Below are 22,385 nucleotides of genomic sequence, written 5' to 3'. Positions count from 1 at the left end.
TCTTAAATTTCCATTTGAGTTTTTATCGAATTGAAATTTCTAGTGTATAGTATATAATAAGGCATGATATGATTATACCAAAAAAAGATCAGAATGTATTTAAAAGGAAGAAAAATTTTTTGTTTAATAGGGCAGTTAAAGGTGATTTTGAGTTGAGAGATTTTGGTAATATTCGTAATTTTAATAAAAAAAAACGGAAAAGCTGTTTTTGTTTTTTTAATGTTTTTACTAAATTTTTTTATGTATTTAAATTGTTGTTTATAACTTTGTTTGGGCAGATTATGGATATTAATAATTATAAGTGTGGATATTCTTCTAAGAAGGTTACATTTAAAATGGTTAATACTTATGATGTAAATTTGTTTTATAGTGTTATTTATAATTTTATTTTTAAAATTAATGTTTTAGTTTTTGTCTTAATATTAATCTTTTATTTAAATATTTTTGCGTATTATGGTTCATATGTTTTTTTAAACAAATTAAGCTTTCCCAAAGATTATTTTATTGATACTTTTTTGTATTATAGTGATCAAGATTTAAGTCAGATTAATAATTATTTCTTTGGTTTAGATGCAAGCAATTATAATGCTACTACTATAAGGAAGCCTTTTGTTTTAAAGGTTGTTGAACATAAAATTAAGCCAGGAGAGACACTTTCTCATATTGCATCTCGGTATAATATTACTAGTGAAACTTTAATTTCTTATAATGATATTAAAGATGTAAGAAATATTAAGCCCAATGTTATTATTAATGTTCCTAATATGAAGGGAATTCTTTATACTGTTGGTAAAAATGATTCCCTCTCATCAATCGCAAAGAAATATAAGATACCTAAAGTGGATATTCTTGATGCTAATAATCTTGATAATGAGGTTTTGTCTTTAGGTCAGAAGTTGTTTGTTCCTGGTGGAAAGATGTCTAAAGATTTACTTAGAAATGCTTTAGGTGAGACCTTTTTGTTTCCAACACGGGGGATTATTACATCAGGTTATGGTTATCGTCCTGATCCTTTTACTAAAACTATTAGTTTTCATAATGGAATTGATATTGCAAATGTTGCTAATACACCTGTTGTTGCTACAAAGGAAGGTATTGTTGTAACAGCGGGATTTAGTGTTGGAGGATATGGAAAATATATTGTTATTGCGCATAATAATGGTTTTCAAACTCTTTATGCGCATTTAGGTTCATTTGCAGTTAAAGTTGGGGATAGAGTATCTAGAGGACAAATGATAGGACGTATGGGAAGCACTGGATACAGTACGGGAAATCATTTACATTTTACTATTTTTAAAGATGGTAAAACGAGTAATCCTATGAAATATCTCAGATAAGCTATATGTATTTTGATATGTCCAATGTTCTCAGTATTTGTGTAAGTTTTTTTCCTTCTATTAGGTCAATTAATCTGCCTTCAATAATTTGTTTAGCCTTTTCAGAAAATGTTGCTGGTGCAATACATAGTCCTTTAATTTTATTTTCTTTGGTTTTTGAAATCAGATCTTTTAAGAATAGTTCTCCAAAATTTTTTTGATCCGTTCTTACGAATCTTACTAGTATATTTTCTTCCCATTGGTTGTTTGAAAGTTGAAAGTTGATATCTATAAATTGCGATGTTATTTCATTTATCTTTTTGTCTCTCACTTGAAATTTGTTTTTATATAACTTAAGGATGATTGCACTAGCTAGATTATCAAATTTTTCTTTTGGACTCTTAAGGTATATTCTTAATGCTAAGTTTTCATTTAATTTTTTACTAAATTCTAGTTTTTCAGCAATTTTTTGATAGTTTGGGTCAATTCTTTCAACCTGGGTAAATGCTTCGGTTGCTTTTTTGTAATTTTCATGTTCTATGTAAAGTTCTCCTAGTTTGTAAAAAAGTTTAAGGGATATTTTTGTGGGTAAATCAGGTTTAATTTTTATCATTTCTTTAATATTATCTTCTAATTTTACCAAGTTATGATTTTTTGCATTAATCTCAGATTCAATTAAAAGAGCTTCATATATCATTCCATCTTTGCTTTTGATTTTGTTTGCAATATCAAGTGCAAGTTGATCTTGGTTTAATTGGGATAGAGATTGAGCATATGCAAGTAGAGCATTGACATCATTTTGTATATGTTTTTTTATATTGTTAAATATTCCTACAGCTTTAGTATAGTTTCCCGTATAAAAAAGAGTCATCCCTATGTATTTTAAAACGTCATTGTTGCTTTTATCAAATTGATATATTTTTGTAAGATAGTGAAGTGCTTCTTTATAATGTGCATTTTTAAGAAATGCTATTCCAAGATAATAATTTACGTCTACGTCGTCTTTTTTTAGGCTGTATGCTTTTTTAAGAAGTCCTAATGCTTCTAAATTAAAATTTCTCTCAAGATTATAAAATCCATAACTTAAGAATACTTTAAAGGAATCAATATTCTTATTTGTAGGATTTTCTTCGATAAGTTGACATAATTTTCTGGCGTATTTAAGTCCATTTTCAAAATCTTTATTAGTATAATAATAGTCATTTAAAGTTTGTAAAGCCCCTACTTCATTTGGGTTTGTTTTTAGTATATTTATAGCTTTTGAGATCAATTTTTTCGTTTTGTGAAATGTTTTGTGATGTTTACCTTTTGTTCTTGTTTTTGTATTTAATACTGCAATTCTGAATAGTATAAATACCAAAACAGATATTGCGGCAGAGGACAGTATTATGAATAATGGCAACACTTTAACTTCTCCTAAAATCATATATTAGCAATATTACATAAGCAGTAATTATAGCTTTAAATATAACATGGTTTCTTTTAAATAAAAGCATATACATAAGTTGAATATGATATTAATTATATTATATTATTGTTATAGTTAATTATATATAAATTTGTTTTTTATAAAAGAACAAAGAGGTTGGAATTGTTGAAAGGTTTTTTGGGCATAAGGCTTTCTAGTAATGAATATTTTTCAGTTTTAAGCTTGGATGATACTTCTGTAAAGAAGATGGTATTGGGTAAACTTGCAGATGAGACCAACATAAAATTAGATTTTTATGTTAGTGAATATGAAAATTTTTCTAATCCCATTATTATTGGGTCTTTTTTCTTAGATAATCTTGATAAAGATAGTTTGAATGTAAATATTTATTTCAAAATAGATTCTATGATGCTTTATGTTTATGGAGAGTGTGATGGAATTACTAATAAAACCAAGTTTGATTTGAGTTTGATGAGTCTTTCAGTTAATACAAATGAAGTTAATGGTGATTCTTTAAATAGTGATAAAGTGGATGATTTGCCTATTGATTTTCAAGATACAAATCGCAAGGAGAGTTTTGACAGTATTGTTGAAGAGAAGCAAGATGATTCTTTGGATTTTGATTTAAGTAATGTTAATGATTTATCTAATTCTAAGGATTTGCTTTTAAAGAAAGAGAATGATTTGGATTTAGTAGTGGATTCTTTAAATTTAACTAATGATATGGATGAACATGCATTGTTAAGTGAAGGAAGTAAAGAGTTAGATTCTGAGTCTAATGTAAATTTAGAAAATTTGGATTTTGCCCCTACAAGAGATAAATTGGAAGATAATCCTATTGAAGAAACAGAAGTTGCACATGTACTTGATGATATTGATCAATATTCTGTAAATCAAGGTATTTCTACTTTGGATAAGGTTTCTATTGATGTTAATGAGAGAAATGATGTTTTTGATAATTCTGAGAATGATGTAAAATCAGTTAAAGATAAGGATGATAGTTCTAGTAGCTTTAATGTGTATGTTATCCAAAATTCTTATTCTGATGATTTGAGTGTTGAAGATATTATTGCGGATGTTAGTAAAAATTTAGATGATGTTGAATTTGATGATGTTTCTTTGGATTTAGGTAAAGACAATTTTACTGTGGATGTTGAAGAACCTAAATTTGATCCTGATTTAAAAGAAGATCGTATTCAAACTTCTATGCTTTATTTAAGTCTTGTTTCTTTATTTCTTTTGATATTTTTTTCATTGTTTTTGATTTTTTCTAAAATATTAAATCCTAAAAATTTTACAATTTCTTATTGTTCTTTTTATAAAGAAGAAAAAATTACTAGATGTGAAAAAAGTAATGTTTAAGAAAATTATTTATTTGTTTTTATTGAATTTATTATCTTGTTCATTTGTGAAAGAATCTTTAAGTAGCAATATTTTAAAAAAAAGTATCAATAGTTTTGATTTAAATCATTTAAATTGGTTGTGGAATTTTGACTATGTAGGACAAAATTTTGATAAATATTTTGGTATAGATTCAGATTCTTATGTATATGTTGCTTATCTTTTCAAAAAAATAGGGTATGATGAAAAATTTAGAGAATATATGCACAAAGCAATAAATAGTAATAATAATATTGCATCTCAATTTGCTGGTGTAAAACTTCTTGAATATTATAATTCTAGAAGAGAATATTATGAGGCAGAACTTGTTGGTCGAAAACTTTATAACAAATATAATGATAATAAATTCATTATATTAGGATATTTTAAAAGTCTTTATTGGCAGAAAAAGAATAATGAAGCTCTTTTAGTTTTAAATAAGCTAGAAAAAATGGATTTCATGCAGGCACAAGAAAATGAAAATCTTTTATTTAAAGCAGTGCTTTATTTTAATATTTCTGATATTAATACGTCATTAATTTATTTCAAGAAATTGTTTGAGAATTTGCCGGCAGAATATTTGCATGTAAGGGCTCATGATTATCTTGTTCTTGAAGGGAAAGATAATCTTTTAAATTCAACTTTTTTAAGTCTTGTTAAATTTAAATCTTTGGTTGCTAATGGTGATTTTAAAGGTGCTGTTAATATATTAGATGATAGTTTTAAGAAGTATTATAATAATTTTATTTTTTTAAATGATGTTTATAAGACTTTTGTAAGTTTAGGTTATATTAACAAGGCATTATCTTTTTTTAGTAATTTAGATAGTGTTTATAAAGATTATTATTTGGGGCTCCTTAATTTAAAATTAAAAAAAGATGTAGGTTTTGTGACAATACTTAAATATTTGGAAAATTCTTCTATTATAAATGAACCTTATAGATTAGAAATGCTTAATGAAATTTTTAGAAATTTCATATTTATGAAAAATACAAGAAATTATTTTTCTAAAAACATAGCTAATTTTTATACAAGTAAAGATAAGGGTAATTTTGCTTTTATTAAGGTATTAGATGAATATATTTTAGAAGCTGTACAACTTGGAGATTATGATAATTTATATTTACTATATTATAATGGTCAAAATGTTATTGACAATGCTGTTTTAGCAAGGCTTGCTTTTCTTAATGCTAGACTTATATATCACAAATTTATTAAATCTCAGTCAGTCGGTGAGTATAGAGAGCTTTTGCGTTCTGCTATTAAATATGATCAAATATCTTATGCATCGTTTATGAGTAGGTATTTGCTTGATCAAAATATTAATGATTTGTTTGAAAATGCTTTGGATATAAATTATGATCAGTCCGATTATGAAAGGTTTTTGGAAGGGTTTTTAAAATTTAATTTGCATTCTTATGTTAGTGTGTTTGTTGCCAATGATTTTAAAAATGGTTATAGATTTTCTCCTAATTTTTACCGTAATCTTTACGATGAATTTGTGAAACATGAATATTATTATGAATCTATACTTGCTATTAATTACCTTGTAAGGCAAGATTTTTCGGCTTTAAATAAAGATGATTATAAGCGTCTCTATCCATGTTTGTACACGGCTTTAATTAAATCTTGGTCAGGGAAAAGGGAACTTGAGTCGAGTCTTGTATTTTCTTTAATAAAAGCTGAGAGTAGTTTTAAAAGAGATGCTGTATCTAAACCTGGTGCTATCGGACTTATGCAAATTATGCCTGCAACATCAGCTGATGTATCTAGAGAAATCAAATATTATAAATACTATTCTTATGATTTGAAACAGCCAAAGGATAATGTTATTATTGGGACTCATTATTTACGTAAAAGAATAGACATGTTGGAAGATGTGTATAAGGCTCTTGCATCTTATAATGGTGGTATTGGAAATGTTAGGAAATGGGAAAAAGATTATGGGCATTTGCCCAAAGAAATTTTTATCGAAGCTATTCCTTTTGGACAAACTAGGAATTATATTAAAAAAATATTAGTTTATTCTGTATTATATGATGCTTTATATGAAAGAAAGGGAATGGATTTTATTATAGAGTATATTATGGGTAAATTTTCCAAACGTTTTTAGGTTGTGAAGTTAAATGGATAATATTTTAAGGGTTATTATTTTAGGTTTTGTTCAAGGCATTTCTGAGTTTTTGCCTATATCTAGTTCAGGCCATTTGTTACTTTTAAAAAAGTTTATGAACATTGATCTTCCAATTGTATTTGATATTTATTTGCATTTTGCAACAGTTTTAGTTGTAATAATTTATTATCGAAGACGAATATTAGAGCTTGTAATGGTTTTTATTAAATTTATTTTAAGAAAATTAAAAATGACAGAATTAGATTCTTCAAATTTGAACTTGATATTACTTATATTAATAATTACATTTTTTACAGCATTGATTGGGATTTTTATAGAAAAGTTTAAGGTGTTATTTACTTTTAAGTTAGTTTTATTTAATTTTATTGTGACAAGTATTTTATTATTTTTGATTGAATTTAGAATTAAAATTTTTAATTTTAAAAAAAATATTTTTTTTTCAGGATTATTAATTGGGATTATGCAGGGAATTGGAGCTATGCCGGGTATTTCTCGTTCAGGAATTACGATTTTTGCGTCAATTTTGCTTGGGTTTAGCAGGACAAAATCCCTTGAAATCTCTTTTTTATCTTTAATTCCTATTGTTTTTGGAAGTTTATTTTTAAAGTATAATGATCTATTTAAGTCTGATATAATTTTTAATATTTTTGAGATAAATTTGGGAGCAATTTTTGCTTTTATATTTGGACTATTTTCAATTAGTTTGTTTGTTAAGATGCTTAAGAATAGTAAACTGTATTATTTTTCAATTTATTTAGTTTCAGTTGTGAGTTTAGTTTATTTCCTTGTTTGATGTTAGTAGAATATGAAGAATTTTTATCGTTATTTTCAGTTTTTATTCTTTTTTATGTTGGCTGTTATACTATTTTCTCTTTTGGTGGCATTAACTCCTATAGGAAATATATTTATATTTTTTGTATTTAATCTTATAGGGCAGATGCTTCTTAATACTTTTTCATTTTTGTCGTTTTATTTAATACTCTATCCGCTTGTAAACTGGTATGTTTATTGCAATAATATGCTTAGCAAAAAATTTATATTTAATTGGAATTATACGGTTATTTTATTTTTTACTTTAACCTTTTGGTTAAGAATTAATTCTGATTTTGAGGGTTCTAATTTTGTTAATTGGTTCTTGAGTAATTTTGGCATTATAGTTGGAAATTTATTTGTTTGTCTTCTTTTTATTTTAGAACTTATTGTTTGGGTTTATTTAAATTATGTTTTTTTTAAAGATGCTAGTTTTATTTTAACTACCTTTCATTTTATAACATTTAAATTGAAAATTTTGTTTGAGAACATGTTTTCTTATTTGCCTTTTTTGAGTACTTTAAAGATTAAGAAAGATATTAAGGTTTATAAAGATTGTGAGAATAATGTAAGTTCAGATAGTATTTTGAATAAGGAAGATAATATTATTAATGATGAAGAGTATCAGGCTTTATGGTCTTTTAAGGAGTTTTTACGAAATTCTAATAAATCTTTAGATGTTGATTTGGATAAAACTATTTTTTCTAAATCTGAGGTAATGGATGATAAATTACCAAAAGATGAATCTTTGCAAGAAGTTCAATGTGATTTAAATACTGAGAATAATTGTCAATATAAAATTTTGAGAAGTGAATGTGAGGATAGTAGGTTAGTAGTTAGTGGAAAAATTAGGGCTAGTGATATAAGGCATAATGGAATAATAAATAATATTGTTAGAGATGAATATGAGAATGACACTTTATTTAAAGTTAAAAGTGATGAAAATTATTCAATAGATATTTCTGTTTTTGCTCAAAGGGAGCCTGAGAATGAAACTGAAGATGTTGAATATGAGAGAGAAATTCAAAAGCAAGCGATGCTTTTGCAAGAAACTTTTAGAGAATTTAATATTAATGCCAAACTTATTGATATTATTAGAGGTCCTGTTGTTACGATGTATGCTGTTCGTCCTGATAAAGGTATTAAGCTTTCCAAAATAACTTCTATATCTGATAATATTGCATTACGTCTTGCAGCAGTTAGAGTTAGAATTATTGCGCCAATACCTGGTAAAGAAGCTGTTGGGATTGAAATACCTAATAAGAGACGAAAATTCATTTTGATATCAGAGATAATAAATAGTCAAGAATTTCAAAATGATTTTAAAGTGCCTTTTGCACTTGGTAAAGAAATTAGTGGAAATAATGTTGTTTTTGATCTTGTGACTGCTCCCCATCTTTTAATAGCAGGTGCTACTGGTGCTGGAAAATCAGTTTGTGTAAATTCACTTATTGCTTCAATTATTTTTTCAAAATCTCCAGATGATGTTAGGCTTGTGTTAATAGATCCTAAAGTAGTTGAGCTTAAACTTTTTAATAATATTCCTCATTTATTAACTCCAGTTATTACTAATGTAAATAGAGCTTTGGAGGCTTTGCGTTGGTGTCTTGATGAGATGGAGAGAAGGTATGTTCTTCTTGATAATTTTTTTGTTAGGGATATTAATTCTTATAATAAGAAAATAGTGGAAGAAGGATTAAATGAAGTGCCGTTGCCTTATTTGGTAATAATTATTGATGAATTTGCAGATTTAATTCTCTCTGCAAGAAAGGATTTAGAAAATTTGATTTCTAGGCTTGCAGCTATGGCTAGGGCTGTTGGAATGCATTTAGTTCTTGCTACTCAAAGACCATCTGTTGATGTTATTACTGGGGTAATAAAAGCCAATTTTCCCTCAAGAATTTCTTTTATGGTTGCTAGTTCTATGGATTCAAGAATAATTCTTGGAACATCAGGTGCTGAAAAACTTTTAGGAAAAGGTGATATGCTTTACGTTAGTCCTATCACGCCTTTTCCACAACGCATTCAAGGTGGTTTTTTAACTGAAAAGGAAGTTTATAAGTTAGTTGAAGAGGTTAAAAAATTTGGTATACCAAATTATATTGATGATGAAATATTTATTGATAGTGTTGTTGAGTCTGATACTTTGGTGATAAATTCTTCAGATGAACCTATGTTTGAAGAAGCTCTTGAAATTGTTCGTTCTACTAAAAAAGCATCTGCGTCTTATCTTCAGAGGCGTTTAAAGATAGGATATAATAGAGCTGCACGAATTATTGAACTGATGGAAGAGATGGGATATATAGGTCCTGTGAATGGTTCAAAACCACGAGATGTTTTTATTTAAAGAGTTTCAATGTAAAAAAAAGGACATTCACCATGAATATCCTGATTTTATTATTTACCAATTTTTTGTTTTAGTTTTCTTACTTTTTTTGCTTGTTTTCTTTTGAATGCTTTTTCTTTTTTAACACGAATAGTAGATGGCTTTTCATAATATTCTCTTCTTTTCCATTCTCTGATGATTGCTTCTTTTTCAATCATTCTTTTAAAACGTTTCAATGCTTTTTCCAATCCTTCATTTTTGTCCACATTGACAGTTACCAAAAAATCACCCCCTTTTTTTACTCTATCTTTTTAGTGTTATTGATTATTTGATTTTTGTCAATAAGCATTTCTTCTAAGAAAAAATCTGGATTTACTGCGATTCCATTAATTCTAATTTCAAAGTGTAGATGAGGACCTGTTGATATTCCCGTATTTCCGACATTACCGATATATTCTCCTGTATTTACTATTGTATTTTCTTTAACTCCAAATTTTGATAGGTGTAGATAAATTGTAAATACTCCTGGTAAATGTTGAATGATAATGGTTTTGCCAGTGATTTCTCTGTCTCTTGCAAATACTACTTTTCCTCTACCAGCTGCGAAAATAGGTGTTTTTTCTTTTTTAAATGGCGCGTAATCTTTTCCGTTATGTATTTTTTGGCTTGATATTTTTTGATTGTCTTGCATATAAATTCTTTGGTCTCCATAAGGACTAGTTATTTGATATTTATCTTTTATTGGATGGACAAATGTATCATAATGATAAATTGTTGTATCACCTACACTTCCAATGATATTCCATAATGTTAGAGCTTGTTTTTTTGCTTTAGGTGATTGTTGACTTTTGATAAGTTTAGATTTGCTTTTATTAAGTTTGACAGTTGTTTTTTTGAATGTGAATTTTTTGATTTCAATTTCCTTTATGTATTGTTTATTTTCAAACTCTATTTGAATTTTTCTTTTTCCTTCTTTGATCATTGGTGTGATTCCTATTAAAGCTATATAGTAGTCTTTATTACTTATATTACACTTAAAAGGCGATGTACTTAAAATGGGTTTTTGATTTGTTGATAAGAGAGATAATTTTTTAAAGTTTTTATTGCTTATAAAATAGATGTTTCCCCCTTGAAAGGTCTCTTTTTTATAGTATATTTTTGTAATATCGTTATTTTTTGCATTAACTTTAAATAATCCTATTATAAATATAAATGCAAGTGTAAATATAAATAAAAGTTTTTTGATGTTGTGCACTAATTTTTTCTCTTGTTTATATCAATAATTTTTAAAATTTTATCATTTTGATTGTAAATATCTTCACTGATTGTGAATATTATGTCTATATTTTGACCATCTTTGATGCCAAGTTCTTGAATAGTTTGAGTGCCATTAAAGTAAATTGCTTTATAATAATCTATATTATTAATGATTTTCATGCTTATGTGTTTTGAAGTTCCATTTTTATCAATTGTTCTGATGTCCTGAATGCATACATTTTCCATCATTAAAATAAATTCTCTAAAATCATGTCCATATGGTTCAAACAAATCTATTGTTTTGATAAGTTCTGTTTTACTTAAATCTTGAGGTATTATAGCATCAATTAGTATTGAATCTTCTTGTAATTCTTTATATTCTATTTTTTTGAGAGCATTTTCAAGTTCTCTTATAAATTCGTTTAGTACATTTTCATACAATGTAAATCCAGCAGCAGCTTTGTGCCCTCCAGAATTTATTATTAGATGTTTTGGGATCATTGAAATTAGTTCTTTGGAATTTACTTTATTATTTGATCTAATAGATCCTTTAATTATATCTGATTGTTTAGTAAGAAAGACAGCGACTTTTTTATAATAGGATGAGAGTCTTGTTGCCATTCTAGAACTAATTCCTTTTGGAGTATTTTTGTCATAGCATACTATGAATTTATCATTCTTAAAAATGGTATTTTCATTATGAGTATTCCAAGATATATCTTCTTTATATTTTCTTAAAGTGTTTATATTTTTGATTTCCTTAAATTTATTTTCTATTTTATTAGTATCTTGACTTAATAAAAATCGTATTGTAATGTCTGCTTTTTCAAGTCTTCCTGTTGAATTTAATATTGGTGCAATTTTAAATGCAATATCTGTTGAAGTGATTATTGGTTTTGTTAATATATTGACTTCTTTTAATAGATAATTTATAGATATATTTTCTCTTAATGCTATTTCTTTAAGTCCTTCTTTTACAGCTATTCGATTTTCATCAATAATTGGCATATTATCAGCTATGGTTCCTATTGCAACAAATTTAAGCCTTTTAAGGCAATTTTGCAGTAAATTTTTGTTTGTTTCAAATATTATGTTATAGAACATATAGTACAGTTTTTCATAAATATTAATTTTTCTATATTTGAAATATTTGGTAATTTGCATAAGTTCTTTTAGTGTTTTGTTGGCATGTTTGGGATATTTTTTTATAAAATTTTCATTAATATCAATGATTTCTATATCTATTTTTTGTTTAAAAAATTCATTTAAAAGTTGAGCTTGTTCAATTTTATTAAATACAATTATGTGTTTATTTTGTGAAAATTCTTCTATTTGATTAATATTAATTTGTAAATCGTTATTATTGTCTAGAGTTATATGCTTTTTTAAAATGTAATTGTTAATTTCTATTGCATGAAGTTTGATATTGTTTTCGAATTTTTCTAAAAACATAAATATTAAGTCTTTGTTATAAAAATTGGTAGTAGAAAGATATAATGCAAGACATGCTTTGAAACTTACATAACATCCAGCTATTTCTTTAAATGGATAAAGATCACCTTTTAAATGGGGATCTATGATAATATTTTCTGTGTCGATTTCTTTGTTTGGAAGGTGATGATCTGTAATTATTACTTCTATATTTTTTGATCTTGCATAATTTATTTCTTCAATGTTAGAAATTCCACAATCAACAGTGATTATTAGTGTTATTTTGTCGTTAAATGCCTTATCAATAACTTCTTTTGTAAGCCCATAAAATTCTCCATTAGATGGTATTTTATAAGTTACATTAATACCAAAATCTTTAAGAGTTTCATACATTATTATTGTTGCTGTGATTCCATCAGCGTCTTTATCTCCAAAGATTAATACATTTTCTTTTTCTAAAATGGCTTCATTTATTCTATAAATAAATTTGTCTATATTTTTTAAAAAAAATGGGTTGTGCATTAAATTGACACTGCTTTCTAAGAAAAATAAGAAATCTTCTTCTTTAATTTCTCTGCTAAGTAGTAGTGTTGCTTCAAAAAGACTGATATTATATTTTTTTTTAATGTTAACTATATTTTTTTCTGCAATATCAATTTCTTTTTTTTTCCAGATTTTCATTTCTTGTTCCAATTTGCTTTCTTTAGAGTAGTATTTGCTCAAATTCTCTATTTAGTTTGTTTTTAATCATAAATGTTAGAAGTTCTTTTGTTCTGTTAGTTAATTTTGCATTTAAAGTTGTGTTTATATTTGTTTGAGTTGTGTTTTCTAAGTACTTAAAACTTTCTGTATTAATGTACTGATTTTTATTATTGGAACATTTGATGCAATTAAAACCATAAATGTGTGTGTCGTAATAATAATTTTCTTTTATTTGTTTATTACATTGAAAACATAAGTTTGATAAATATAAAAGTCCTTTGATTATTAAAAATCTTATTTTGTACTGCAAGTCAATTAATTGTGTTTTTCCTAAGCTTGAATTATTTAGCATTTCTGTAGCTTCGTTAAATAGTTTGAAGCATTCTCCTTCATCAAAACTTAAATTAATAAGCTTGATCCATAGTTTAATAATTGTTAGTTTTTCGTATGTTAAGTCTTGAACAATAAATTCTTCATCATTAACTTCTATTATTTTGCATAAGTTGTTTTTTTTTACTATTTCAAAATTGGCTTTTACTAAGTTATTTATATTTAACTTAAACTTTTCTATGGTGTAATCATGAATCATTGTATGAATGATTCCTTTTGAATGAAATAGGTTTAATAATGAATAATTTTTTTTATGATATAGATTTGTTATTATAGCATTGATTTTGTTAAACAGCATTATACATTATTGTATAATAAAAAAATTCATTATTAAATGAATTCTCATAAAAATTTTCTTTTGTTATAATGAAATCTAGGGAGATTGAATACTTTATGGAAGAAATAAAAGATACTGTTTCTAAGGAAAAGAAGCGTTCAAAGAACTCTGGAGGCATTTTGCCACATTTTGATAAACCCGTAAGAGTACCTTTAATTGCTGTTCCATCACATCCTGTATTTCCAAGTATGTTTATTCCAATTGTTATAGTTTCTGATATTGATATGAAGGCTGTTGATTATGTTATTAAAGGTAATGGAATTATTTCTTTATTTGTTTTGCGTGATAAATTTTTAGAAAAATCAGGGAATAATAAGGATGGTAAATTAACTATTAATTATCAGAAGGATATTTATTCTGTTGGTGTTACTGCTAAAATAGTAAAAAAGATTAATCTTCCTGATGGTGGATATAATATTTTTGTTTCCACTATTGATAGAGTTAAATTTGTTAAAGTTGTTCTTAATGAGGATTTTCCAATAATTGAAGTTGATTATTTAAAGCAAATTCCAATTAAAAAGTATGATGTTAATTTAAAAGCAATTTATAGTAGTATTTTACTTAAAACTAAAGAAATATTCTCACATAGGAAAATGCCCGAATTTCAGTTAAATATGGTGAATATTGAAGATAAGGGTAGATTATGTGATGTTGTTGCAGGAATGATAGCGTCTTCAAAGGAATCTCATCAAGAGGTGCTTGAAACATTAAGTGTTAAGGATAGGCTTAAAAAGGTTTTAGAATTGCTTTATGAAGAATTAAACCTGATTGAGATTCAAAATAAAATTGCTAAAGGTATTCAAGAAAAATTAGAAAAACAGCAAAAAGAGTTCTTTTTAAAGGAACAACTTAAAGCTATTAAGACTGAGCTTGGTGTTGGAGATGAGAAGAATAGTGAATTTTTAAAAATGAAATCTAAAATAGATGCTTTAGCTTTAAAAGGAGAAGCTTTAGATGCGGTTGGAAGGGAGCTTGAGAAGTTTTCATTTCTTGAGAGACATTCGTCTGAGTATATTGTAGTTAGGAATTATCTTGAACTTATTACAAATCTTCCTTGGGAAGATACCAAGGTTGATTTTGATAAATTTAATTTACAAAGAGCAGAAAAAATTTTAGATAAAACTCATTATGGCATGAGGGAGGTTAAAGATAGAATTCTTGAATATATTTCTGTCCTTAAATTAAGAAAATCTCAAAAAGGGGCTATTATGCTTTTAGTTGGTCCACCTGGGGTTGGTAAAACCTCGATAGGAGCAGCTATTGCTGAAGTTCTTAATACGAAATTTTTTAGATTTTCTGTAGGTGGTATAAGAGATGAATCAGAAATTAAAGGACATAGAAGAACTTATGTAGGAGCATTACCTGGAAAAATTATTCAAGGACTCAGAATTACAAAAACAAATTCTCCTGTTTTTTTAATAGATGAAATTGATAAGGTATCGTCTTCTCATTATGGAGATCCGTTTTCAGTTCTTCTTGAGGTTTTAGATCCCGAACAAAATGTTAATTTTAGAGATCATTATCTTGATTTGCCTTTTGATATTTCTAATGTATTTTTTATTTTAACGGCCAATTCTCTTGAAACAATACCTACACCTTTATTAAATAGGATGGAGGTAATTCAACTCTCAGGATATGTTGATGATGAAAAAATAGAGATAGCAAGAAAATATTTGATACCAAAGGTCTTAAAGGAAAATGGTGTTGATAAAGATTCCTTAAAATTTCAAAGTTCATCTCTTGTTCAGATAGCTAGAGAATATGCTAGAGATAATGGACTGAGAAATTTTGAGAAATATTTAAAACAAATTGTTCGAAAAATTGCAAGAAAGCTTGTTGAAGATCAATCTGTCAAAGCATATCAGATTTCTAAGGAAAATTTGGAAGAGTATATTGGCATTCCTGTATTTAGAAAAGAAAAATTTTTAGATAAAGCTATGTCTCCAGGTATGGTAATGGGTCTTGCATGGACCAATTATGGTGGGTCAACTTTGATTATTGAGACTGTAAAGACTGAATCTAAATCTCCTGGTATTAAGTTGACAGGTAGGCTTGGAGATGTTATGAAAGAATCTGCAAATATTGCGTTTACTTATGTCAATAGTATTAGTAATGAACTTAAAGTGCATAAGTCCTTTTTTGAAAAATACATGATACATTTGCATATTCCAGAAGGTGCTACTCCAAAAGATGGGCCTTCTGCTGGAATTACTATTGCTAGTGCTTTTATATCTCTGGCTCTTAATAAGACTGTAAGACCCAATTTGGCTATGACAGGAGAGTTATCATTAACAGGTAATGTAATGGCTATTGGCGGATTGAAAGCCAAAATAATTGCTGCTAAGAGAAATGGTGTTGAGCACATTATTATTCCTAAAGCAAATAAAGTAGATCTTGATGATATTCCTATTAATATTAAAAATGGTATAAATTTTCATCTTGTAGATAGTATGAAAGAAGTAATTAAATTGTTATTTTGATTTTATAAAGTTTTAAGTTTAATTTGTGTTTTAATGTTTTTGAGATATATTATTTGTAATCTTTACACTTTTGTTGTACTTACTGTTTTAACAGTTGGTTTAAATATATAAATTAATAATGGAAGTAGTGTTAATGATGCAATAGATGTTGTTAACATGGTAAAAGCTATTATTGCTCCAAGTGTTGCAATTATTTTGTAAGTTGAAAATATTAATGTTAAGAATCCTATTCCTACCGATATTGAGTTTGCAAATATTCCATTAAATACGTTAGGAATTGATTCAAGTAAAGCATTTTTATAGTCCTTAGTTACTTGATAGTTTAATATAAATGCATTAAAGAAGTGAATAGAATAATCTACACCTATGCCCATACTAACAGAGGCAATTGTTGCTGTTGCAGGATTTAATGTTATTCCAAAAAGTTTCATTACTGCAAAATTTAAAAATACCGACCATGCTACTGGAATTGCAATGATAATCCCAGTTTTTATGGATTTAAAGAATATTATTAGTAATATTGCTATTGCACTAAGTGTTGTAATAATATTTGTGATTTGTTCTCTTACCATAGTTTGTGATATAGGTATTTTGTCATAAGCACCTGAAAAATGGTATTCATGTCCTGGCATATATTTATCAATCACATTGCTTGCATAGTCTGCAAATTGTTTAATTTCTTCAGTTGAATTTTGATCAGTTCTTATAATAATTGATATTTGCGACCAATCATTATTGATATACATATTAGTCATATTTTTAATGGAATTGCTTCTGCTAATTAATAGTATTAGCTTGTTTAATACAGCTTGATTTTCAGGTAATCTGTATTCTTTGGGATTTTCTTTTTTAAATTTAAAATTCATAAGTCTTATAATGCCATTTATTGAATTGGATTGTGTTTTATAACTGAATTTATCAATATTATCTGTAATTAAATCCAAATTTTTCATTTTTTGTTCATTTTTAAATTCACCTGGGGTGCCATTAATTTCAATTTTAATTACTGAGGTTCCTCCTATTTCTTTTTGCATCAAGTTAAGTGTTTGTTTGACACTTGTATTTTCTTTAAAATAATCTTTTTCATCGAAATTAATTTCTATTTTAAAAAGTCCTATAATTGAGCTCAGTAAAATTATTACGGTTATAATGAATGAAATGTATTTGTTATTTAATATCCATTTTGTAATTATTTGGTTTATTAGCGAAAGCTTTTCAAGAAAAGTATGAGTGTTTTTTTTGTTATTATGTTTAAATGGTGTTTTAACTAATATTCCAGGTAGTACTAATAAGGACATAAACATTGCAATAATGACACCCAGTGACATAAAAATTCCCATTGTTCTATATGCTTGAATAGATGAAGTGATTAGCGATAAAAAGCCAAAAGCTGTTGTGAGAGAAGTTAAAATTATTGGTGTTTTGAGTGTTTTAATTGTAGTTATGATGGCTGTTTCGGTTAAGGGTTTATTTTTATTAATTTGTTTTAATACTCCATTTATTATATGTACAGCATTAGCACATCCAATTGAAATTAGTAGGACTATCATTGTTGTTTCTGGGACAGTAATTGGAGACATAAAAAGACTTTTAATTCCAAAAGTCCAAATTAAAGCACATATTGCAATGAGTACGGGAATTATTGCTCCTAGTATATTTTTTACAATAAGATAGAGTGATACAATGACTACGATTGCAGCAAATGGTCCTAACAATTTAAAGTCATCAGCCATATAATTGAGTATTTTTTCTCTTACTACAAGATCTCCTGTTAAGTAAAGTTTTAGAGTATCAGTTTCATGTCTTTTAATTGTGTCTTCCATTGCTTCAAGTTCGTTTTTTAAGCTTCGACTAAAGTTTGTCTTAGTATCTGTTGTTGATATTATTATAAAGTATATTAAAGTTTCATCATCATTTAGAAATAGCTTTTTAATAAATGGTGTTGCGTTAATTTTGTTTTTTATATTGATTATATCTTCATCTGTGTATACATCTTTTTTTAGTTGTGGGAAGTAAGTAAATATGCTTGTAACGGAGTTGGGTGTTACTTTTAAAATATTGACTATATCACTTGCTACTTCATTAATTTTTCTAAAAGTTTCTTTATTGAAAATATTTTTTTTGTCTTTAAACATTACTATTGTTGATAATAGAGAACTACTTTTGTCTATGTCTAGAGTTTGTTCAATTTGTGCATTTTTTGGTATGAGTTTTAATATGTTGGAGTCAAATTTTATATCTTTTAAGAAAAATCCTAAAACAATTGTTATTAGTGTGAATGTTGTTAATATGAAAACTTTATGTTTAATACCTAGAGTCGCTAGATCCATTTTTGCCTCGTTATTTTGCTACTATATTTACAAGTTTGTCTTTAACTGTAATAATTTTTATTATTTGTTTATTGTTTATATTTTGTATAATTTTTTGATTATTAAAAGCAATCTTTTTAAGAGTTTCCTCATCAGTGTCTTTTTTTATCATAATTTTGTCTTTTGTTTTACCATTAACCTGTAGTACAATTTCTCTTGTATCATCAATAATTGAATTTAAATCATATTTTGGCCATTTTGCATTTTTAAATATACTGGATTGTTCGCCCATGAATTCCCATAATTCTTCTCCTAAATGTGGTGCAAATGGTGATAAGATAATGCTTATAGGTCTAAATATTTTTAAGTAATTTTTTTCATGTTTTAGAAGTTCGTTTATGAATATCATTAATGTTGAAATTGCGGTATTAAAATTTAAAGTTTCTATATCTTCTGTAACTTTTTTTATTGTTTTATGCAGTTCCGATATTATTTCTTTTGGAGGTGTTTCGTTAGTAAGTTCTTTGTTCTTGATGAGCCATATTTTGTTTAAAAATCTAAAAATTCCAATGAGTCCTTGTGTATTCCATGGTTTTGAGTCGGTTAAAGGTCCCATAAACATTTCATATATTCTCATTGAATCTGCACCGTATTCTTTAATGATGTCATCCGGATTTATTATGTTTTTAAGTGATTTGGACATTTTTGCTATTATTTGTTTTAGTTCTTTATTATTTTTTTTTGAAAAAAATTTGTTGTCTTTTTTTTCCACTTCATCATTGGGAATTAAAATACCATTTTCGTCTTGATATGCAAATGATGTTATCATTCCTTGATTTATAAGTTTTCTAAAGGGTTCTTTTGTATTAACATATCCTAAATCATAAAGAACTTTATGCCAAAATCTTGCGTATAATAAGTGTAGCACTGAATGTTCAGCGCCTCCAATATAAAGATCAACTGGCATCCAATAATTGATTTTTTCTTTATTTGCAAATTCTTTTTTGTTATGAGGATCAAGGTAGCGTATATAGTACCAACATGAGCCTGCCCATTGGGGCATTGTGTTTGTTTCTCTTTTATATATTTTCCCGTTACGTTTAACATTTACCCAGTCTTTAATTTTTGAGAGAGGCGATTCTCCTGTGCCAGATGGTTTATAATTTTCTATGTCTGGAAGTGTTAAGGGTAGTTCATCGTCGTTTAATGGTATTTCATTTAGGTTGTCATCAAATAAAATAGGAATAGGTTCTCCCCAGTATCTCTGTCTTGAGAAAATCCAGTCTCTAAGTTTATAATTAACTTTTTCTTGGCCCATTTTATTTTCTATAAGCCATTTTATTACTTTTGTTTTTACTTCTATAGTTTTGAGATTGTTAAATTCTGTAGGTGTGTTAATTGAAATACCATTTTCGGTAAATGGTTTTATTAATACTTCATTAGTTCCAGTTTGAGAGACCACTTGTTTGATAGGCAAATTATATTTTTTTGCAAATTCAAAATCTCGTTCATCGTGTGCAGGAACACTCATTACAGCTCCAGTTCCATAAGTGCCAAGTATATAACTTCCTATCCAAATTGGTATTTCCTCTTTAGTTATTGGATTAATAGCATATGCCCCTGTAAATATTCCTGTTTTATCTTTTTCAAGAGAAGTCCTCTCAAGATCGCTTTTAAGGATTTCTTTGTCTTTATATTTTGATATTATAGGTTTAAGTTCATCTTTCGTGATTTTATCTACCATAGGATGTTCTGGTGCAAGTACTAAATATGTTACTCCAAAAATTGTATCTGGTCTTGTTGTAAATACCTTTATTTTTTCTTTACTTTCCTTTATTAAGAATTCAATTTCAACTCCTGTTGATTTTCCAATCCAATTTTTTTGCATTTCTTTGACAGAGTCAGGCCAATCTACTTCTTCAAGATCTCTAATAAGTCTTTCTGCATATTTGGTGATTTTGAGTAGCCATTGTCTTAAAGGTTTTCTTTCTACTTTATGAAACCCCCGTTCTGATCTAGGTCCATCGGGTGTTTGAATTACTTCTTCATTTGCAAGCACTGTTCCAAGATCAGGACAATACCAGACAGGTATTTCTTTTGTGTAAGCCAAGCCTTTTTTATATAATTGAAGGAAGATCCATTGTGTCCATTTATAATAATTTACATCATGAGTTTTAATTTCTCTGTCCCAATCATATGCAAATCCTAATGCTTTAATTTGTTCTTTAAATTTTTCAATATTTTTTTCTGTTATTTTTTTAGGATGTTTTCCTGTTTGTATTGCATAATTTTCTGCAGGTAATCCAAAACTATCAAACCCCATTGGATGAAGTACATTAAATCCATTTAAAAGCTTATATCTTGTTAATATGTCAGTGGCCGTATAACCTTCAGGGTGTCCGACATGGAGTCCATTAGCTGAAGGATAAGGAAACATGTCAAGAATATAGATTCTTTTTTCTTTTGGAACATTTGGATCTTCGTTTACTTTATATGTTTTGTGTTTATCCCAATAATTTTGCCATTTTTTTTCTATTTTTTTAAAGTCATATTTAGACATTTATTCCTCAGTGCATAGCAACACTCTGTTAATATTGACGTAGCACATTTATGTTGTTATTTTAAAACTTTGTAGCCCTTAATTTGCTCCTAATATATGCTGTGGACTGGACTTGAACCAGCATGGGCTTACGCCCACTAGCCCCTCAAGCTAGCGTGTATACCACTTCCACCACCACAGCGCATACATATTATATTTGCTATTCGAAAAGTTTGTCAACTTTTTTAGGTTTTTTCTTTTTTAGAATATATCTTAATAAGATCAGTATTATTATTATGATAAATATTATTAGTAAAATAAATCTTATTTTAGGGAATATTGTATTAAATGATTCTCCTATTTTAAAACTTAATGTGAAGTAGGTAGTAATTGATATCATTGCTGCAAAAAGGTCAATTATAAAAAAGTTACTACTATGCATGTTGCCCATTCCTGCAGATATAAATATTGCATTTCTAAATCCAAAAGGAATAAATCTGCCAAATAGTAAAGTCAAACTTCCATAGTGTTTATAGTAGTAATTTATTTTGTCTAGTAAGTTATTTGTTTTTGTTTTTTGCTTAAGAAATTTATTAGCTAAGAATCTACCTATATAAAATGAAATTATATCTCCAATATAAGCTCCCCAAAAAATTCCTAGAAATATTAATATTGTATATTCGTTTTTACGACTGGCAAGTATTCCACCCATTATTACTATTGCATCTTCAGAAATTGGGATGTTAAGGCCTGCAAGAATTAGTAATCCAAAAAATACAATTGGTGCATAAGCAATATTTAGATCTATAAATTCTAATATTATGTACATAAATAACTCATTATTTTTGTTTTGTTTTGCAAGTTAAATATATGCTTGCTAAGATGAGATATAAACAGTAAATAATTATCAATGTTTTGCCTATTGTTAAATATATATCTGGTAATTTGATGAATATTATTAGTATTACTAATAAGGAAGTTATTATTGTTATAGGAAGCGTTATATATTTTAGTTCTTTTGTTTTTGATGGATAAATGAATTTAATTGGTACAAAACTAAATGCAATACACGATAATATTATGATAATGTTTGTGTTTTTGTTAATTTCAAATATTACATTGAAAATTATTAGAAAATTCCATAATGATGGAAAACCTCTAAAATAATCATCACTTGTTTTTGCATCTAATTGTGAAAATTGATATGCTGATGCAAGCAAAATTCCAATGCATATTATTATTTTATATTTCTCTTGTATAAAATTACTATAATAAAAGAATATTGTTGGAATGAATGTATAGTTTATATAGTCTACGATGTTGTCAAGGAGTTCTCCATTAATTGTTGGTATTGCTTCTTTGATTTTTAACTTTCTTGCAAGTGTTCCATCAATTCCATCAATTAAAAGTCCCAAAATCGTAAGTTTTATCAAGAGATTATAATCTGTGTTTATTATTGCAATTATTGAATAAAAACCAACTATTAATCCAGAAGCCGTTAAAATATGTACTAACCAAGCTAAAATAAGATTTATTTTTATCAAA

15 protein-coding genes and 1 tRNA gene are annotated in these 22,385 nt (G+C 27.0%); 6 read left to right on the top strand and 10 right to left on the bottom strand.

From position 1 onward, the window contains the following. The first annotated feature begins 68 nt into the window (after nucleotides 1-68). Nucleotides 69-1,337, top strand: coding sequence for a peptidoglycan DD-metalloendopeptidase family protein (locus BDU_RS01320; protein ID WP_012538028.1), 1,269 nt, complete (start codon nucleotides 69-71; stop codon nucleotides 1,335-1,337). Between the two features lies 1 nt (nucleotide 1,338). Here the strand turns inward: BDU_RS01320 and BDU_RS01315 are convergent, their stop codons facing one another. Further along, nucleotides 1,339-2,742 (bottom strand): tetratricopeptide repeat protein, encoded by a 1,404-nt coding sequence (locus tag BDU_RS01315; RefSeq protein WP_012538027.1) that lies wholly within the window; start codon nucleotides 2,740-2,742, stop codon nucleotides 1,339-1,341. A gap of 168 nt (nucleotides 2,743-2,910) precedes the next feature. Between BDU_RS01315 and BDU_RS01310 the strand changes: the two genes are divergently transcribed. Genes BDU_RS01310 through BDU_RS01295 form a run of 4 tightly spaced genes read left to right on the top strand, consistent with a single transcriptional unit; the run spans nucleotide 2,911 to nucleotide 9,416 of the window. Next, nucleotides 2,911-4,107, top strand: a complete 1,197-nt coding sequence (locus BDU_RS01310) for a hypothetical protein (protein ID WP_318250774.1) — start codon at nucleotides 2,911-2,913, stop codon at nucleotides 4,105-4,107. Next, a complete protein-coding gene (locus BDU_RS01305) occupies nucleotides 4,100-6,238 on the top strand; it encodes a flagellar assembly lytic transglycosylase (protein WP_049752251.1) in 2,139 nt (712 codons plus the stop codon). The genes BDU_RS01310 and BDU_RS01305 overlap by 8 nt, the downstream gene beginning before the upstream one ends. A gap of 13 nt (nucleotides 6,239-6,251) precedes the next feature. Beyond that, a complete protein-coding gene (locus BDU_RS01300) occupies nucleotides 6,252-7,052 on the top strand; it encodes an undecaprenyl-diphosphate phosphatase (RefSeq protein ID WP_012538024.1) in 801 nt (266 codons plus the stop codon). A 12-nt stretch (nucleotides 7,053-7,064) separates the two neighbouring features. After that, on the top strand, nucleotides 7,065-9,416 hold the full coding sequence (locus BDU_RS01295; RefSeq protein WP_012538023.1) for a DNA translocase FtsK: 2,352 nt from the start codon (nucleotides 7,065-7,067) through the stop codon (nucleotides 9,414-9,416). Between the two features lie 50 nt (nucleotides 9,417-9,466). Here the strand turns inward: BDU_RS01295 and rpsU are convergent, their stop codons facing one another. The 4 genes from rpsU to BDU_RS01275 are packed head-to-tail and all read right to left on the bottom strand — an operon-like array spanning nucleotide 9,467 to nucleotide 13,374. Further along, on the bottom strand, nucleotides 9,467-9,676 hold the full coding sequence (gene rpsU, locus BDU_RS01290; RefSeq protein ID WP_012422030.1) for a 30S ribosomal protein S21: 210 nt from the start codon (nucleotides 9,674-9,676) through the stop codon (nucleotides 9,467-9,469). A gap of 17 nt (nucleotides 9,677-9,693) precedes the next feature. Beyond that, nucleotides 9,694-10,650 (bottom strand): M23 family metallopeptidase, encoded by a 957-nt coding sequence (locus tag BDU_RS01285; protein WP_012538022.1) that lies wholly within the window; start codon nucleotides 10,648-10,650, stop codon nucleotides 9,694-9,696. After that, entirely contained in the window at nucleotides 10,650-12,764 is a 2,115-nt protein-coding gene (recJ, locus tag BDU_RS01280) for a single-stranded-DNA-specific exonuclease RecJ (RefSeq protein ID WP_041177770.1), read from the bottom strand. Before recJ ends, BDU_RS01285 begins: the two co-directional genes overlap by 1 nt. A gap of 22 nt (nucleotides 12,765-12,786) precedes the next feature. Next, nucleotides 12,787-13,374 (bottom strand): hypothetical protein, encoded by a 588-nt coding sequence (locus BDU_RS01275; protein WP_318250773.1) that lies wholly within the window; start codon nucleotides 13,372-13,374, stop codon nucleotides 12,787-12,789. A 167-nt stretch (nucleotides 13,375-13,541) separates the two neighbouring features. On the opposite strand from BDU_RS01275, the gene lon reads away from it, so the two are divergent. Continuing rightward, nucleotides 13,542-15,992 (top strand): endopeptidase La, encoded by a 2,451-nt coding sequence (lon, locus tag BDU_RS01270; protein WP_012538019.1) that lies wholly within the window; start codon nucleotides 13,542-13,544, stop codon nucleotides 15,990-15,992. Between the two features lie 62 nt (nucleotides 15,993-16,054). Here the strand turns inward: lon and BDU_RS01265 are convergent, their stop codons facing one another. From BDU_RS01265 to pcsA, 5 genes are all read right to left on the bottom strand, one after another. Next, the gene (locus BDU_RS01265) at nucleotides 16,055-18,322 is read right to left on the bottom strand and encodes an efflux RND transporter permease subunit (RefSeq protein WP_012538018.1); all 2,268 of its coding nucleotides are present in this window, start codon (nucleotides 18,320-18,322) and stop codon (nucleotides 16,055-16,057) included. 10 nt (nucleotides 18,323-18,332) lie between these two features. Then, a complete protein-coding gene (leuS, locus tag BDU_RS01260; protein WP_012538017.1) occupies nucleotides 18,333-20,861 on the bottom strand; it encodes a leucine--tRNA ligase in 2,529 nt (842 codons plus the stop codon). Between the two features lie 97 nt (nucleotides 20,862-20,958). Beyond that, nucleotides 20,959-21,042, bottom strand: a tRNA-Leu gene (locus tag BDU_RS01255). 18 nt (nucleotides 21,043-21,060) lie between these two features. Then, nucleotides 21,061-21,669, bottom strand: coding sequence for a DedA family protein (locus BDU_RS01250; RefSeq protein WP_012538016.1), 609 nt, complete (start codon nucleotides 21,667-21,669; stop codon nucleotides 21,061-21,063). Nucleotides 21,670-21,679: 10 nt separating this feature from the next. Beyond that, complete coding sequence (gene pcsA / locus BDU_RS01245) at nucleotides 21,680-22,384, bottom strand: phosphatidylcholine synthase (RefSeq protein WP_012538015.1); 705 nt, start codon at nucleotides 22,382-22,384, stop codon at nucleotides 21,680-21,682. Nucleotide 22,385: the final 1 nt, after the last annotated feature.

This window comes from Borrelia duttonii Ly, from assembly GCF_000019685.1.
Lineage (GTDB): Bacteria > Spirochaetota > Spirochaetia > Borreliales > Borreliaceae > Borrelia > Borrelia duttonii.
The sequence above is the reverse complement of the archived record's forward strand: the minus strand, read 5'-3'. Positions and strand labels throughout refer to the sequence as shown.

Coding starts and splice junctions, on each gene's coding strand:
- BDU_RS01320 (WP_012538028.1), top strand. CDS start 69: ATGATTATACCAAAAAAAGATCAGAATGTATTTAAAAGGAAGAAAAAT.
- BDU_RS01315 (WP_012538027.1), bottom strand. CDS start 2,742: ATGATTTTAGGAGAAGTTAAAGTGTTGCCATTATTCATAATACTGTCC.
- BDU_RS01305 (WP_049752251.1), top strand. CDS start 4,100: ATGTTTAAGAAAATTATTTATTTGTTTTTATTGAATTTATTATCTTGT.
- BDU_RS01300 (WP_012538024.1), top strand. CDS start 6,252: ATGGATAATATTTTAAGGGTTATTATTTTAGGTTTTGTTCAAGGCATT.
- BDU_RS01295 (WP_012538023.1), top strand. CDS start 7,065: ATGAAGAATTTTTATCGTTATTTTCAGTTTTTATTCTTTTTTATGTTG.
- recJ (WP_041177770.1), bottom strand. CDS start 12,764: ATGAAAATCTGGAAAAAAAAAGAAATTGATATTGCAGAAAAAAATATA.
- BDU_RS01275 (WP_318250773.1), bottom strand. CDS start 13,374: ATGATTCATGATTACACCATAGAAAAGTTTAAGTTAAATATAAATAAC.
- lon (WP_012538019.1), top strand. CDS start 13,542: ATGAAATCTAGGGAGATTGAATACTTTATGGAAGAAATAAAAGATACT.
- BDU_RS01265 (WP_012538018.1), bottom strand. CDS start 18,322: ATGGATCTAGCGACTCTAGGTATTAAACATAAAGTTTTCATATTAACA.
- leuS (WP_012538017.1), bottom strand. CDS start 20,861: ATGTCTAAATATGACTTTAAAAAAATAGAAAAAAAATGGCAAAATTAT.
- BDU_RS01250 (WP_012538016.1), bottom strand. CDS start 21,669: ATGTACATAATATTAGAATTTATAGATCTAAATATTGCTTATGCACCA.